The sequence below is a fragment of the Nostocoides sp. genome, assembly GCF_037045025.1.
Classification (GTDB): domain Bacteria; phylum Actinomycetota; class Actinomycetes; order Actinomycetales; family Dermatophilaceae; genus Nostocoides_A.
Map to the genome: position 1 here is coordinate 732,897 of NZ_JBAOHM010000011.1, position 13,565 is coordinate 746,461.

General features: G+C 69.1%; 13 protein-coding genes. 10 read left to right on the top strand and 3 right to left on the bottom strand.

Annotation, left to right across the window (positions count from 1 at the left end; genetic code table 11):
- The first annotated feature begins 26 nt into the window (after positions 1–26).
- Positions 27–1,223, top strand: coding sequence for a cysteine desulfurase family protein (locus V9G19_RS14660; RefSeq protein ID WP_462286140.1), 1,197 nt, complete (start codon positions 27–29; stop codon positions 1,221–1,223).
- A 17-nt stretch (positions 1,224–1,240) separates the two neighbouring features.
- Entirely contained in the window at positions 1,241–2,305 is a 1,065-nt protein-coding gene (gene mnmA / locus V9G19_RS14665; protein WP_462286248.1) for a tRNA 2-thiouridine(34) synthase MnmA, read from the top strand.
- Here the strand turns inward: mnmA and pdxR are convergent.
- Positions 2,277–3,716: a MocR-like pyridoxine biosynthesis transcription factor PdxR gene (gene pdxR, locus V9G19_RS14670; protein WP_462286141.1), complete on the bottom strand. Its 1,440-nt coding sequence runs from the start codon at positions 3,714–3,716 to the stop codon at positions 2,277–2,279. The two genes, mnmA and pdxR, sit on opposite strands and share 29 nt — an antisense overlap.
- 85 nt (positions 3,717–3,801) lie before the next feature.
- Here pdxR and V9G19_RS14675 point away from each other — a divergent pair, with 85 nt between their 5' ends.
- From V9G19_RS14675 to V9G19_RS14700, 6 genes are read left to right on the top strand one after another with little or no spacing between them, the layout of a single operon-like run.
- Positions 3,802–4,428 carry a pyridoxamine 5'-phosphate oxidase family protein gene (locus tag V9G19_RS14675; protein ID WP_462286249.1) on the top strand — a complete coding sequence of 209 codons (627 nt, stop codon included), beginning with the start codon at positions 3,802–3,804 and terminating at the stop codon, positions 4,426–4,428.
- Positions 4,425–5,408 (top strand): uroporphyrinogen decarboxylase/cobalamine-independent methonine synthase family protein, encoded by a 984-nt coding sequence (locus tag V9G19_RS14680; RefSeq protein ID WP_462286142.1) that lies wholly within the window; start codon positions 4,425–4,427, stop codon positions 5,406–5,408. Before V9G19_RS14675 ends, V9G19_RS14680 begins: the two co-directional genes overlap by 4 nt.
- 29 nt (positions 5,409–5,437) lie before the next feature.
- Positions 5,438–6,400, top strand: coding sequence for a DMT family transporter (locus V9G19_RS14685; protein ID WP_462286143.1), 963 nt, complete (start codon positions 5,438–5,440; stop codon positions 6,398–6,400).
- Between the two features lie 42 nt (positions 6,401–6,442).
- Entirely contained in the window at positions 6,443–6,931 is a 489-nt protein-coding gene (locus V9G19_RS14690) for an SRPBCC family protein (protein ID WP_462286144.1), read from the top strand.
- Positions 6,928–8,340, top strand: a complete 1,413-nt coding sequence (locus tag V9G19_RS14695; protein WP_462286145.1) for an MFS transporter — start codon at positions 6,928–6,930, stop codon at positions 8,338–8,340. Before V9G19_RS14690 ends, V9G19_RS14695 begins: the two co-directional genes overlap by 4 nt.
- A 13-nt stretch (positions 8,341–8,353) precedes the next feature.
- On the top strand, positions 8,354–8,842 hold the full coding sequence (locus tag V9G19_RS14700; protein WP_462286146.1) for a universal stress protein: 489 nt from the start codon (positions 8,354–8,356) through the stop codon (positions 8,840–8,842).
- Positions 8,843–8,851: 9 nt separating this feature from the next.
- On the opposite strand, the gene V9G19_RS14705 is transcribed toward V9G19_RS14700, so the two are convergent.
- Both V9G19_RS14705 and V9G19_RS14710 read right to left on the bottom strand, forming a co-directional pair.
- Positions 8,852–10,345: a long-chain-fatty-acid--CoA ligase gene (locus tag V9G19_RS14705; protein WP_462286147.1), complete on the bottom strand. Its 1,494-nt coding sequence runs from the start codon at positions 10,343–10,345 to the stop codon at positions 8,852–8,854.
- Between the two features lie 112 nt (positions 10,346–10,457).
- Positions 10,458–11,036: a DJ-1/PfpI family protein gene (locus V9G19_RS14710; RefSeq protein ID WP_462286148.1), complete on the bottom strand. Its 579-nt coding sequence runs from the start codon at positions 11,034–11,036 to the stop codon at positions 10,458–10,460.
- A 213-nt stretch (positions 11,037–11,249) separates the two neighbouring features.
- Between V9G19_RS14710 and ahcY the strand changes: the two genes are divergently transcribed.
- Both ahcY and mtrA read left to right on the top strand, forming a co-directional pair.
- The gene (ahcY, locus tag V9G19_RS14715; protein ID WP_462286250.1) at positions 11,250–12,701 is read left to right on the top strand and encodes an adenosylhomocysteinase; all 1,452 of its coding nucleotides are present in this window, start codon (positions 11,250–11,252) and stop codon (positions 12,699–12,701) included.
- A gap of 184 nt (positions 12,702–12,885) precedes the next feature.
- The gene (gene mtrA, locus V9G19_RS14720) at positions 12,886–13,563 is read left to right on the top strand and encodes an MtrAB system response regulator MtrA (protein WP_462286149.1); all 678 of its coding nucleotides are present in this window, start codon (positions 12,886–12,888) and stop codon (positions 13,561–13,563) included.
- The last annotated feature ends 2 nt before the right edge of the window (positions 13,564–13,565 follow it).

Here is a 13,565-nt window from a genome sequence, read left to right on the forward strand (position 1 = left end):
TTTCCCAACTTCCTTAGACTCGTCCTGTGAGCGTCTATCTCGACCACGCGGCGACGACCCCGATGCTGCCTGCCGCTCGCGAGGCGTTCACCGATCAGCTGGCCATCACCGGCAACGCCTCGGCGTTGCATACGCCCGGCCGTGCAGCCCGGCGCGTGGTCGAGGAGGCCCGCGAGCGCATCGCCGCGGCCCTCGGCGCGCAGCCGAGCGAGGTGATCTTCACCTCCGGCGGCACCGAGTCGGACAATCTCGCGATCAAGGGCACGTATGCCGCTCGCTCCGACCCCGCTCGCCCGGGCCCCGATCCCGCTCGCCGGCGCGTGGTGATCAGCGGGGTCGAGCACCACGCGGTTCTCGACCCGGTGGAGTTCCTTGTCTCCACTGGGGCGTGGGCCAGCTTCGCCGAGCCGGACGCCCAGGGCGTGATCACACCGGACGCGCTGCTGGCCGCGCTGGGTGACGACCCGAGCGACGTCGCGGTGGTGAGCATCCTGTGGGCCAACAACGAGATCGGCACGATCTCTCCGATTGCCGAATTGGCCGCGATCGCGAGGGAGCACGGCATACCGATGCACAGCGACGGCGTCCAAGCGGTCGGGCACCTGCCGGTCGACTTCGCCGCGAGCGGTCTCGACCTGCTGTCGCTGACCGGGCACAAGCTCGGCGGCCCGCTCGGTGTCGGCGCGCTGCTGGCGCGCCGTGATGCTCAGTTGGTCCCGCAACTGCACGGCGGCGGTCAGGAACGGCAGGTGCGCTCGGGCACTCTCGACGTGCCGGCGATCCACGCTCTCGCCGCGGCCGTCGAGGCCGCCGTCACCGGGCTCGAGGACGAGATGGCTCGCCAAATCGCCTTGCGCGACAGCCTGATCGACCAGATCCTCGGGCTCGGCCTGGGCCTCGTGCTGACCGGCGCCTGGACTCGGGGGTCGGCGGCCGACCGGCTCCCCGGGAATGTCCACTTCCGAGTACCTGGGGCCGACGGAGATTCGCTGCTCTACCTGCTTGATGCCGCCGGGATCGCCTGCGCCACAGGCTCGGCCTGCACGGCGGGGGTGCCACGCGCCAGCCATGTCGTCCTCGCTCTCGGCGTCCCTGAGCAGGACGCGCGCGGGTCGATCCGGATGACGTTGGGCCACAGCTCGACCGGCACCGACGTTGCCGCCGCGGTCGCTGCCCTGCCCGGCGCGGTCGAGCGCGCCCGCCGTGCCCGGGGGGCTGCGTGACGCGGGTCGTCGCCGCGATGAGCGGGGGCGTCGACTCGGCGGTCGCCGCGGCGCGAATGCTCGACGCCGGGCACGACGTCGTCGGGGTCCACCTCGCCCTCTCCCGCAGCGCCGCCACCTTGCGCGAGTCCGCCCGCGGGTGCTGCACGATCGAGGACGCGGGCGACGCGCGGCGGGTCGCCGACCGCCTCGGCATCCCCTTTTATGTCTGGGACCTCGCCGACCGGTTCGAACACGATGTCGTCGAGGACTTCCTCGCCGAGTATGCCGCCGGCCGCACCCCGAACCCCTGCCTGCGCTGCAACGAGAAGATCAAGTTCGCCGCGCTGCTCGACAAGGCGCTCGCGCTCGGCTTCGACGCCGTCGCCACCGGCCACTACGCCCGCAAGGTGAGCGGCCAGAACGGATCCGAGCTGCATCGCGCGATCGATCCCGAGAAGGACCAGTCCTATGTGCTCGGGGTGTTGACCCAGCCGCAGCTTGAGCGCGCCTTCTTCCCGCTCGGCGACTCGACCAAGACGCAGGTGCGCGCCGAGGCCGCCGAGCGCGGCTTTGCCGTGGCCCGCAAGCCCGACAGCCACGACATCTGCTTCATCCCCGACGGCGACACCCAGGGCTGGCTGCGGGCGCGGTTAGGCGAGCGCCCGGGCGATATCCGCGACGCCGCCGGGCAGGTGATCGGCCGGCATCGGGGTGCCTACGCCTTCACGGTCGGGCAGCGCAAGGGCCTCGGCCTCGACCGCTCCAGCCTGGACGGGCAGGCGCGTTATGTCGTCAACATCGACGGCCCGCACAACACCGTGACGATTGGCACCGCCGACCTGCTCGGAGTCGACATCCTGCACGGCGAGCACGCCCTGTGGTGCGGACCGCCACCGGCGGGCGAGGTGCGCCTGGGTGCCCAGGTGCGCGCCCACGGCGAGGAGGTCCCTGCCCGGGCTCGCGCTGGTGGTGCGCAGGTCGTCGTCCGGCTCGACCGGTCGCTGCGCGGGGTTGCACCCGGCCAGTCGGTCGTCCTGTATGCCGGCACTCGCGTCGTCGGTTCCGCGACGATTAGCGCGACCGCGCGTTCGCCGCGATGACTTGGGCGATCATCGCGACCACCTGCTCGGCCCGGGTCTCGGGGAGGCGGGCATAGCCGAGGACGAGGCCGCTTAAGCGGCGCTCCACGCAAAAGCTCGACAGCGGCCGCAGCAGGACGCCGGCGTCGGCCAGCGTCGCCGCCAGCGCGTGATCGTCGCTGTCGTCGGGCAGCCGGACAACGAGGTGCAGACCCGCGTCGATTCCGGCCAAGGGGGCCAGCGGCAGGCGGCGGCGAAACGCGGCGACGACCGCGGCGCGGCGCGCGGCATACGTCCTGCTGGCCCGCGCGTGATGGGCAACGAGCGCGCCGGAGGTGAGCAGCCGGGTGAGCGCCTCACCGGTGGGCAGGTTGACGACGACCGAGGCTTCGGCGAGCGCCTGTCGCAGCGGTGCCAGCAGCCACGGGGGAGGCAGCACCCACGCGACGCGGAGCGCGGGGCTGAGCAGCTTGGAGGTGGTCCCGAGATAGATGACCCGATCGGGAGCCCCGTCGAGAGAGTGCAACGCGGGCAGTGGCGAGACGTCATAGCGGAACTCGCCGTCGTAGTCGTCCTCGATGATCAGGCCGTCGGTGCGCTCGGCCCAGCTGATCAGATCGGCCCGGCGGTCGACGGGCATCCGCGCGCCGAGTGGATACTGGTGTGCCGGAGTGACATAGACGCAGCGATCGGCGCTGCCCAAGTGCGCTGGGTCGAGCCCGTCGCTGTCGATCGCGATGGGTCGCAGCCGCAGCCCACCTCGTTCGAGCAAGGGCCGGCCCTCGAGATATCCGGGATCCTCGATCGCCACATTCGCCCGATCCAGGGCGCAAAGAACCGCGGCCAGGACGGGCAGGCAGGCGGCGATGCCCGGAACCACGAGAACGCCGTCCGGATCGCAGATGACCGCGCGTGTGCGCCGCAAGTGATCGGCCAGCGCCGTGCGCAGCGGCCGGTGTTCCGGGACATAGCGGGCCAACTCCGCGACGTCCAGCCGGCTGCTGGGCCGCCAGGCCCGCCGCCAGGCGACGGGATCGATCAGCGCCGGGTCCGGTCGTCCCGTGCGCAGGTCCCAACGGATTGGGGATACGCGCGGCACCGGGTGGGCCGGCCCGGTATGGGCCGGGGCCACGACGTGAGGTCGGGCGCCACCGAGCGCGGCCCGGTCGGCGCCGTGCGCCACCAAAGTGGCTGAGCCTGCGGTGCTTTCGACAAAGCCCGCGGCGCGCAATTCGTCGTATGCCGCCAGCGCCGCCGACCGCGCCACACCCAGTTCGCGGGCGAGGACGCGAGTGGGTGGCAGCTGATCCCCGGGGCGTAACCGGCCGCTCTTGATCCGTTCGACGACCACGTCGGCGATGCGATGCCGAATTGGTCCGGGTCCGTCCGGTAGGCGCCAGGTGCTGGTCACCAGATGCGGGCGGCGCGGCATGCCCTCGAGAATACTGGCCTTCTCAATGGGATGGAACTGGTCGGCATCTCCGAGCCAGTTAGGGGAGAGAATGAGTCTCGTGACCATGCCGATCCGCCGCCACGCCGAGCGCGGCCGCACCTGCCGAGCCGACCTCGACGCCGTCCTGGACGACGGCCTCGTCGCGACCTTGGCCACGGTGCTCGACGGGCAGCCGTGGGTCGTGCCAATGCTCTATGCCCGCGACGGCGACCGGATCGTCGTGCACGGTTCCACGGGCGCCGGCGCCTTGCGGCATGTCGCCGGCGGGGTGCCGCTGGCGCTGTGCGTGACCCACCTCGACGCAATTGTCGTGGCCTACAACACCTTCAACTCCTCGGCCAACTATCGGTCAGCGGTGGTGACCGGCATTCCGGAGCGACTCGACGGGGCCGACAAGGAGAGAGCCTTGCACCTGCTCAGCGACCGCATCATCCCCGGTCGCACGGCCGAGGTCGTCCCCACCACCGCCAAGGAGTATGCCGCGACGCTCGCCCTGGCGCTGCCGATCACGGCCGACAACTGGACGGTCAAGGTCCGGACCGGCGGACCGGGGGCGCCGGATCAGCCCAGCGACGCCTGGACCGGTGTCGTGCCGCTGCATACGGCATACGGGCCGGCGCTGCCCGAGCCGGGAACGACCGCCGAGCTGCCTGCGTCGGTCGCCGGCTTGCTCGCGCGGAGCCAGGCATGACCCGAGCAAGCGGAGTCGGGTCGTGGCCGGGCACCGACCCGGGAGAGGCCAATGGGACCATCCGCAATCTGTTGGCCGAGAACGGACTTCCCTTCCTCCCAGAGCTGCCGGCCCGGGGGCCGGGTGCGGAGTTGATCGGCCGCGGCGCGGCACTCCTGCTCGACCTGCCGGTCGAGTTGACGCCCAGTGGATGGCGCCACACGGACGCACCCGGGCGCGACCTCTCCCGCGCCCGCGGCTATCTCGCCAACGATCTCGACGCGCTCGCCGAAGCCTATGACGGCTACGGCGGCGACCTGAAGGTCCAGGTGACCGGGCCGTGGACCCTTGCCGCGAGCGTCGAATTGCCGCGTGGCGAGCGAACGCTCACCGACCCCGGAGCCACGGCGGACATCATTGCCTCACTGGCTGAGGGTGTTCGCCGGCACTGCGCCGACGTGGAGCGGCTGCTCCCCGGGGTCAAGCTCGTCGTCCAGATCGACGAACCCTGGCTGCCCGCGGTGCTGGCCGGGCGGCTTCCGACGGCGTCGGGCTATGGCCGGGTCCGGTCGGTCGATCCGGCGATCGTCGAATCGGGTTTGCGCACTGTGGTTTCCAGCGTGGAGGATACGAGGCCGGTGGTCCACTGCTGCGACCGCGCCATCCCCTTGCCGTTGCTGCGGCGGGCGGGCGTCACGGGGGTAAGCATGGCTATAACCGGCCTGTCGGCCACGGTGTGGGAATCGATCGCCGCCGGCGTCGAGGACGGGCTGACGCTCTATGCCGGGGCGCTGCCCACCGACGAGGTCGGCGATTATCAAACCGCAACCACGGCGTTGACGCGCGCCTGGCAGGCCGTCGGTCTTGAGCGGGCGCGGCTGGACGACCTCGTCATCACCGCGGCGTGCGGCATACCCGGGCTGACGATCGCGCAAGCTCGCCGGGCGCTGCAGGTCGCGGTCGATGTGGCGACGGCACTCGGTGAGCAGGCGCACGCGTGACGTCTGGCGGCCCCCGGGTGGCTTGGCCGGTGAAATTCGCTGCACTGGTGCTTATTTGGGGATCGAGCTTCCTGCTCATGAAGGTTGGGCTGGAGTCGATGCAGCCGATGCAGATCGCCGGCCTGCGCATCCTGAGCGGGGCCATTGTCGTCCTCGCCCTGCTCCTGACCACCGGGGGAGCGCTGCCCACCGAAGCGCGCGTCTGGGGACACCTGCTCGTCTGCGGGTTCTTCTTGGCGGCCTTCCCGTTCGCCATGTTCGCGACATCCGAGACGCGGATCGCCTCGGCGCTGGCGGGAATCGGCAACGCCACGACGCCGATCGCCACCGTCGTCGCCACCCTTGCCATCTTGCCGGGGGAACGGGCCACGGGCAGGCGATTGGCCGCCATCGGCATCGGCTTCCTGGGTGTCGTCGTCATCATGCAGCCGTGGTCGCTGGACGGTCGACCCGATCTGCTCGGCTTCGGCATGGCCCTGGCCGGGGGCGCGAGCTACGGCGTCGGCTGGACCTACAACCGCCGCTTCCTGGCCGGAAGTGATATCGGTGGGCTGTCGCAACCGGCGGCCACGCTGCTCTGCGGGCTCGCCCTCATGGTGCCGGCCGAAGTGCTCTGGGCAATCTCGACGCCGGGTGGGCTGGCTTCGTTGGTGGCCTACTCGCCCAACGACTCCGGCCCGGTCTGGCTGCCCCTCCTGGCGGTCCTCGCGCTCGGGGTCATCGGGACCGGTCTGGCCTATATGTTGCAGTTCGACGTCGTGCGCGCCGCCGGCCCGGTCGTGGGCTCGACGATCACCTATCTGATCCCCATCGTGTCGGTCCTGCTCGGTGTCCTCGTCCTCGGCGAACGCCTGACGCTCGGCACGCTCGCCGGGTTCCTCATCGTGCTCGGTGCCGCGGCGGTGGTCAACGGCGTGCGCCTGCGGCGGACACCGGCGCTGGCAGCAGATTCTCCGGTGGACGACGAATCCGTTTTAGGGCAGGGTGGGTGAGGGCCACGCGGTGGTGACCCGTCCTTCTCGGAGAGGCAGCCGATGGTCGCGAATGTGATGGTCATCGTTGAACGCCAGTTCGACGTGCCCCGACAGCGGGTCTTCCGCGCCTGGGTCGAGCCGCAGGAACTCAAACGCTGGCGAGGCAGCCCGGGCTGGCATGTGGAGGAGGAGACGCTCTCGGGAGAGACCAAACTCGGCGGGCGGCATACCCACGTCAAGGTCAGGGACAACGATCCCGACACGCGGGTGCGAACCGACGGGGTCTACACCGAATACTTCGACCCCGAGGTTTTTGTCTCCCGCGAACGGATCACCGGCGACCCCGGCATCGACCCCAATATCCCGTTGGAACTGCGGGTCGAATTCACCAAATATGGCAAGAACGGCACGCTGCTGCGGATCATTCAGGGGCCCTATGATCCGGATGTCGCGGGCTGGCACGGCGAGGGTTGGGAAAAGGAGTTGACCCGCCTGCAGAACTACCTGGCCGGCACTGGCGAGTATGCCGCGGACGGCGGTGTGCAATGAGCGCCGAGGCGGCCAAGACCCAGGGTGACCTGACCCGCACGACGATCGTGCGGCAAAAGCCGCTGATGACGATGCCGCAGATCTTGTTGATGAACTTCGGGTTCTTCGGCATTCAATACAGCTTCGGTATGCAGCAGACCGCGGTGAACCCGATCTTCCAGTTCCTCGACGCCAAGCCCGAAGAACTACCGATCCTCAACATTGCCGGCCCGATCACGGGTCTGCTGATCCAACCGATGATCGGGGCGCTGTCGGACCGCACGTGGAGCCCGAGGTGGGGTCGGCGCAAGCCGTTCTTCCTCATCGGCGCCATCGGGTGCGCCATCTGCCTATTCCTCTTCCCCTTCGTCTCGGCGATCTGGATGGCCGTCTTGCTGCTGTGGCTGCTGGACGCGAGCAACAACACGGCGATGGAGCCCTACCGCGCGTTCATCGCGGACAAGCTGCCCCCGTCGCAGCTGGGAAAGGGCTTTCTCGCCCAGTCGTTCTTCACCGGCTTTGGCATCACGCTCGCCAATATCTCCCTGTTCGTCTTCCAGAAGATTCTCGACGGGACGACCGCGGCCGGGATTCCCTACTGGGTCTTCGGCGCGTTCATGCTCGGATCGGTCTGCTCGATCGGCAGCGTCCTGGTCTCGGTGCTGACGACGCCCGAAATCCCGCCCACACCCGAAGAGCTCGCCGCCCTGAAGGCCAAGAAGGAATCCGGCGGTGGCGGCTTCGGGGCCATCAAGGAGATTGGGGAAGCTCTCGTCGACATGCCGACAGAGCTACGGAAACTGGCGCTCGTCTACCTGTTTCAGTGGTACGGGATGGTCTGCTACTGGCAATTCGTCACCGCCTCGATGGCGAAATCGGTCTGGGACACCACCGACACCAAGTCCGCGGGCTTCGAGGAGGCCACCGGCTGGACCGGGTTGGTCAACGGGTGGTACAACATCGTCACCTTCTCGGTGGCCTTCTCGCTGGTCGCCTTCGCTCGGAGGCGGGGAGCGAAGATGGTGCATTGCGCGTGCCTGCTGCTCGCCGCGGTCGGGTTGATCATCTTCCCGCACCTGAGCAACAAGTACCTGTTGTTCCTCCCGATCATCGGGCTTGGCATCGCCTGGGCCTCGATCATGGGCGTGCCCTACATCATGGCCGTCCGGATGATTCCGTCCACCCGCTATGGCGTCTACATGGGCATCATGAACATGATGATCGTCATCCCGATGCTCATCCAGTCGCTGAGCTTCGGCAAGATCTACACCGCCCTCCTCGGCGACAACCCCAACAACGCGATCATGGCCGCGGGCGTGCTGCTTGGCCTGGCCGGGCTCGCCATGCTGTGGATCAAGGAGCCGCCGATCGTGCGGGATGTCGACGCCATGAACGAGATGCCGGAGGCGGCATCGGCCAGCAGCCAGTGAACGGAGTCGCGAGATGACCAAGACGCAATACCGCACGATCATCGTCGGCACCGACGGCTCCGACTTGGCCGGCCCCACCGTGGGCCGGGCGGCCTGGCTGGCGGCCCGGGAGGACGCCGACCTCGTGATCGTGTGCGCCTACACCAGATTGAGTGGGCGCGTCGAGGCCAAGAACGTCGCCACGCTCGGGGGCGATCCCCGCACCGGCATGGTGCTGGGTCGCGAGGCGGCCAATGCCGCCCTGCAGGCCGCCGTCGACGTGGCCGGCGCTCAGGGCGCCACGATCGCCGCCGCCTTGCTGGTCGAAGGCGAAGCCGATGCGGCGCTGCTGGAGATCGCCGCCGACCGGCGGGCCGAATTGATCGTGCTCGGCGCCATCCAGGACCGCACGCTCGTCGATCGCCTCCTCGGCACCGTCGCCGAGCAGGTCACCAAGCGGGCGCCGTGCGACGTCCTCATCGTGCGGCCGCCGGCGTCCCAAGGAGCGCCGGCGGCAGACTGAGCGCCGGACTCAGTCCGGGGCGTGGACCTCGCGGCGCAGGATCTTGCCCGTCGGGCCCTTGGGAAGTTCGTCGACCAACCAGACCCGGCGCGGGTACTTGTAGGCGGCGATCCGGTCCTTGGACCACGCCTGGACATCCTCGACCGTTGACTGCGCGCCCGGCTTGAGCACGATCGCGGCGCCGACGTTCTCGCCGAGGAGGTCGTCGGGGATCGCGACGACCGCCACCTCCAACACATCCGGGTGGGTATAGAGCAGCTCCTCGACCTCGCGCGGGTAGACGTTCATGCCGCCGCGCAGGATCAGGTCCTTCTTGCGGTCGACGATCGTGTAGTAGCCCTCGTCGTCGACGGTGGCCATGTCCCCGGTGCGGAACCAGCCGTCCGGGATCGCCTCGGCGGTCGCCTCTGGGTTGTTCCAATACCCCTTCATGACGTTGTCGCCGCGGATGGCGATCTCGCCGACTTCGCCCGGGCCGACCTCGACGCCGTTCTCGTCCAGTAGCTTCATCTCGCACCCGGGGATCGCCACCCCGATCGTGCCGGACTTGGTCGGCAGGTGCGGCATATTGAACGAGGCGGCGGGCGAGGTCTCGGACAAACCGTATCCCTCGAGGATCTGGCAGCTGAACTTCTCCTCGAACGCCCGCTGGACCTCGGCCGGCATCGCCGACCCGCCGGACACGCAGGTGCGCAGGCCCGAGGCGTCCAGGCTGTCGGAGTCGGGATGGTGGAGGATCGCGGCATACATCGTCGGCACGCCGAGCATCACCGTCACGCCCTCGTTGGCGATCGTCTTGATCGCCTCCCCCGGGTCGAAGCGGGGAATCAATGCCAGCGACGCGCCGGCGGAGACCGCGGCCTGCAAGCCGACGACGAGCCCGAAGACGTGGAAGAGCGGAAGGCAACCCATCAGCACGTCCTCGGGCTGGATGAGCATGATGTCGTTGGCGGCGCGCTGGGCATTCAAGCGGATATTGCTCTGCGTCAGCTCGGCGCCCTTGGGTCGCCCGGTGGTGCCGGAGGTGTAGAGGATGATCGCCGTGTCGTCGTCCTCGCGCGCGACCGGCTCGGCAATCGGCTCGCCCGGCTCCAACTCGCCGGCGACCGGCCCCATCGGGTCGCACGGGATGATCCGGGTGCCCGAGTTCGCCGCGCCCTTGGTGGCTTCGTCGACGAAGTCCGGCCAGACGAAAGCGATCTTGGCGCCGGAGTTGGTGAAGAAGTAGTCGATCTCGCCGGCACGCAGGAGGGGGTTCATCGGGACGACGGTGCCGCCGGCCAGGAGAACCCCGTAAAACGCGACCGGGAAGGCGGGGACATTGGGCAGGATCAGCGCGACCCGATCACCCGGTCCGATGCCTGCCGCCCGCAGCTCGCCGGCGAGCTTGGCCGCCGCGCCGTGGAGCGCGGCATACGGAATGTGCTTGCCGTGAATGGCGATCGCCGTGTGGTCGGGATATTCGCGTGCCGTGGTCGTGAGCGTCGACGCGAGGTTGGTCATCGGCTGGCCCCTCCTGGGATGTGCGGTGGCTGATGGCCGCCATTGTGCCTCGTGGCCGCCCTCCGGCGGGAGTGCCCGGCGCGCGACGTGCGCCAGCGCAGGTCACCCGGCGTCAACGCGCGTCCGGGACACCTTTGTAGCTGGCATACCACGCGTCGATTTCCTCGTGGCTGTCCACCTCGAGGATCCGGAAGACCTCTCGGCTGAACTCCAGCGGCGCCTCCCCGATCGCGGTGATCACCGGGCCGTCGTGCGCCACCGAGGCGTGCACGCGGTACTTGCTTCCGGGGTAGTCCGGTTCGTCGGCGTCCGCATCGACGACATGAGCGTGGTGGTCGAGCAGCCCGGCGCGCGCCATCGCCCGGGTCGCCCCGCAGATGCCCGCCACGGGTGTTCCGGCGGCCAGCAATCCCCTCGCCAGATCGAGCGCCGCGCCATGGTCCTCGGTGAGCCAGGTGTTCCCGCCCGGCAGAACCAGCATCGCGATGTCGGCAGCGGTGAGCTCATCGAGCGTGATATCGGGCAGGACAGTCAGGCCGCCGAGGGTGCGGACGGGGTAGCCGCCTGCCCCAGCGACCACGAGGCGGAAGCGATCGTCGCCCCCGCGGATCTGCATTTGCAGCACCGTCGTGACATAGGCGTACTCCCAGTCCGCCATGGTGTCGAAGGCATACAGCACAACATCGCCCATCCGTGCAGGCTATCGAGTCGCAAAGACCGGCGCCACGGGGGCGGCTATCGTCGGCTCATGAGGCGCGTCCGGCACGAGAATGTCGCCCCGGCGCGCTAGACTGGGGTCTCCGGCGTGGGTGATGACCCGCGCGCCGAGAGCGGCGGCGCCGGCCACCACACGGCATACGGCCGTGCTGTTCCCAGCAGATCACACGCAAAGGGTGACTTTCGCATGTCTTTCGACTACACGGTGGCCGACCTCGCTCTCGCCGAGGCCGGCCGCCATCAGATCCGGCTCGCCGAGCACGAGATGCCCGGCCTAATGGCGCTGCGCGAGGAGTATGCCGCCAGCCAGCCGCTCGCCGGCGCGCGCATCGCCGGCTCGCTGCACATGACCGTCCAGACCGCCGTCCTCATCGAGACGCTCGTCGCTCTTGGCGCCCAGGTGCGCTGGGCGAGCTGCAACATCTTCTCCACCCAGGACGAGGCCGCCGCGGCCGTCGTCGTCGGCCCCACGGGCAGCGTCGCCGACCCGCAGGGAGTGCCCGTCTTCGCCTGGAAGGGCGAGAGCCTGCCGGAATATTGGGAGTGCACCGACGCCATCCTCACCTGGCCGGGCGACGAGGGCCCAAACATGATCCTCGACGACGGTGGCGACGCGACGATGCTCGTGCACAAGGGCGCCGAGTGGGAGCAGGCCGGGCAGGTCCCGCCGACCACCGCAGAGGACTCCGAGGAGTTCGGGGTCTTCAAGGAACTCGTGCGGCGGACGATGGCGGCCGACCCGCAGAAGTGGACCCGGGTCGCGGCCGGTATCAAGGGCGTGACCGAGGAGACGACCACCGGCGTGCACCGCCTCTACCAGCTCGCCGAGGCCGGCGAGCTGCTCTTCCCGGCGATCAACGTCAACGACTCGGTCACCAAGTCCAAGTTCGACAACAAGTACGGCTGCCGCCACTCCTTGATCGACGGGTTGAACCGGGCCACCGACGTGCTGATCGGCGGCAAGGTCGCGGTCGTCGCCGGCTACGGCGATGTCGGCAAGGGCTGCGCCGAGTCGCTGCGCGGCCAGGGCGCCCGCGTCATCGTCACCGAGATCGACCCGATCTGCGCGCTGCAGGCGGCGATGGAGGGCTACCAGGTCGCCCCGCTCGACGAGGTCATCGAGGCGGCCGACATCGTCATCACCGCCACCGGCTGTTTCGACGTGGTGAGCGCCGAGCAGATGGAGCGGATGAAGAACAAGGCGATCGTCGCCAACATCGGCCACTTCGACAACGAGATCGACATGGCCGGGCTCGCCACGGTTCCGGGCGTCACCAAGACCGAGATCAAGCCGCAGGTCCACGAGTGGACCTTTGCCGACGGCCACTCGATCATCGTCTTGTCCGAGGGACGGCTGATGAACCTCGGCAATGCCACCGGCCACCCGAGCTTCGTGATGTCCAACAGCTTCTCCAACCAGACGATCGCCCAGATCGAGCTGTTCGCCTCGGCCGGCGCCTACCGCGACGAGCAGGGCCGCCCCACCGTCACCACGCTGCCCAAGCACCTGGATGAGAAGGTCGCCCGCCTGCACCTCGACGCCCTCGGTGCCGAGCTGACCGAGTTGCGCAAGGACCAGGCCGAATACCTCGGCGTCGACGTCGCCGGCCCCTACAAGCCGGAGCACTACCGCTACTGATCGCCAACTCCACGCCGAGGTCTGCGCTATTTGGTGAGGTCTGCTGTGCGGTAGTACGACCTCACCGAAAAGTGCAGACCTCGGCGCAGCAGGGGGGGCGACGCGCGGGATTTCCCGGCTTGCCCGGGTCGCTGTGTGAGAATTGGGCGATTCGATGCCCGGGGACGGAAAGGCAGCGCTGTCGGTGAAGGCTCGCGTACTCATCGTCGATGACGATCTGGCCCTGGCCGAGATGCTCGGCATCGTCCTGCGCGGCGAAGGCCTCGACGTCGTCCACGTCAGCGACGGCACCGCGGCGCTCGCCGCCTTCCGCGAGCACCGGCCCGATCTCGTCCTGCTCGACGTCATGCTGCCTGGCATGGACGGCATTCAGGTATGCCGCCGCATCCGCGCCGAGTCCGGCGTCCCGATCGTCATGCTCACCGCACGCACGGACACCGTCGATGTCGTGGTCGGCCTCGAGTCCGGCGCCGATGACTATGTCGTCAAACCGTTCAAGCCCGCGGAGCTGGTCGCGCGCGTGCGCGCTCGGCTGCGGCGGGCCGATGAGGCCGAGCCGGAAAAGCTGACGATCGGTGACCTGGCGATCGACGTCGCCGGTCACTCGGTGCGCCGCGGCGAGCAGACGATCGCCTTGACCCCGCTCGAGTTCGACCTGCTGCTCGCTTTGGCCCGCAAGCCGTGGATGGTCTACACCCGCGAGGTGTTGTTGGAGCAGGTGTGGGGCTATCGGCACGCCGGCGATACCCGGCTGGTCAACGTCCACGTCCAGCGGCTGCGCTCCAAGATCGAGCACGACCCGGAGAACCCGCAGATCGTCGTGACCGTGCGCGGGGTCGGCTACAAGGCCGGTTCCGGCTGAGT

Coding starts and splice junctions, on each gene's coding strand:
- mnmA (WP_462286248.1), top strand. CDS start 1,241: ATGAGCGGGGGCGTCGACTCGGCGGTCGCCGCGGCGCGAATGCTCGAC.
- pdxR (WP_462286141.1), bottom strand. CDS start 3,716: ATGCCGCGCCGCCCGCATCTGGTGACCAGCACCTGGCGCCTACCGGAC.
- V9G19_RS14675 (WP_462286249.1), top strand. CDS start 3,802: ATGCCGATCCGCCGCCACGCCGAGCGCGGCCGCACCTGCCGAGCCGAC.
- V9G19_RS14680 (WP_462286142.1), top strand. CDS start 4,425: ATGACCCGAGCAAGCGGAGTCGGGTCGTGGCCGGGCACCGACCCGGGA.
- V9G19_RS14690 (WP_462286144.1), top strand. CDS start 6,443: ATGGTCGCGAATGTGATGGTCATCGTTGAACGCCAGTTCGACGTGCCC.
- V9G19_RS14695 (WP_462286145.1), top strand. CDS start 6,928: ATGAGCGCCGAGGCGGCCAAGACCCAGGGTGACCTGACCCGCACGACG.
- V9G19_RS14700 (WP_462286146.1), top strand. CDS start 8,354: ATGACCAAGACGCAATACCGCACGATCATCGTCGGCACCGACGGCTCC.
- V9G19_RS14705 (WP_462286147.1), bottom strand. CDS start 10,345: ATGACCAACCTCGCGTCGACGCTCACGACCACGGCACGCGAATATCCC.
- V9G19_RS14710 (WP_462286148.1), bottom strand. CDS start 11,036: ATGGGCGATGTTGTGCTGTATGCCTTCGACACCATGGCGGACTGGGAG.
- ahcY (WP_462286250.1), top strand. CDS start 11,250: ATGTCTTTCGACTACACGGTGGCCGACCTCGCTCTCGCCGAGGCCGGC.